Raw genomic sequence first — 1,016 nt, 5'->3', positions numbered from 1 at the left:
GGGGGGTGGGGGGGGTGGGGGGGGGTGTGGTGGGGGGGGGCCGGTTTTGCGGGGCGCCCCCCCCCCCCCCCGGGGAAGTGCGGGTCAGCGGTTCGACTCCACGCTCTCCAAGAGGCGGCCGAGCAGCCCGTCCAGCGTCTCCTGCTCCTGCGCGTCCAGAACGTAGACCATCTCCGCCTCCACCTCCGCCCGGATCCGCATGGCCTCCAGCCACAGCTCGTGGCCCTTGTCGGTCAGCTCCACGTCCACCCGCCGCCGGTCCTCCGCGCTGCGCAGCCGCCGTACCAGCCCGGACTTCTCCAGCGTGTCGAGCCGCCCGGTCATCCCGGCGGGGGAGAGCATCAGCTCGTCCGCCAGTTCGGACGGCGTCGCGGACCCGCCATGGGCGACCAGGCGGTGCAGCGTCTCGAACTCGAAGTCCTGCATCCCCACCTGCGCCAGCGCTGCCTCCTTCGTCTGGCGCAGGTGCTTGACGAGGAACTGCATCCGCGTCACGACCGCCTCGACCCGCTCGTCGTACGGCGCCTTGCCCCGCCACCGGGCGAGATGACGATCCACTGAGTCCACAGACAGCAACGATACGCCAGCGAGTATTTAGTTGACGAAATATTAGCTGGCGAAATAATCTGGCGGACCATGAGACTGCTGATCGGCCGGGCCGTGTCCGCCCTGGCCACCGCGTTGATCCCGACCACGATCACCCTCGCTGTGCTGCGCGCCACCGGTGATGCCGGGGCCGTCGGCATGGTGCTGGCGTGTGAGGCGATTCCGTTGCTGGTGTTCCTGCCGGTGGGCGGGGTGGTGGCCGACAGGGTCAGACCCGAGCGATTGGCGCTGGTCACCGACCTGGTGCGCGGCCTGACGCAGGCCGCCATCGCGATCGAGCTGCTGACCGGTGCCGCCAGTGTGCCTCACCTGGCTGTGCTGGCCGTGCTGGCGGGAGTCGCGGTCGCGTTCGGGCTGCCGGCGGTGCCGAGGCTGGTGGCGGCCGCGGTGCCCGGGCCGGAGCGGCTGCG

2 protein-coding genes are annotated in these 1,016 nt (G+C 71.1%); one reads left to right on the top strand and one right to left on the bottom strand.

Annotation, left to right across the window (positions count from 1 at the left end; all coding sequences use genetic code 11):
- Positions 1–84: 84 nt before the first annotated feature.
- Positions 85–567: a MarR family winged helix-turn-helix transcriptional regulator gene (locus ACWDX9_RS63680; RefSeq protein ID WP_449973510.1), complete on the bottom strand. Its 483-nt coding sequence runs from the start codon at positions 565–567 to the stop codon at positions 85–87.
- Positions 568–636: 69 nt separating this feature from the next.
- Between ACWDX9_RS63680 and ACWDX9_RS63675 the strand changes: the two genes are divergently transcribed.
- Positions 637–1,016 (top strand): MFS transporter (locus ACWDX9_RS63675; protein ID WP_449973509.1); only part of this gene is annotated, 380 nt, incomplete at its 3' end.

Source organism: Nonomuraea sp. NPDC003201, assembly GCF_053590415.1.
This window is presented reverse-complemented; position numbering and strand designations above follow the sequence as displayed.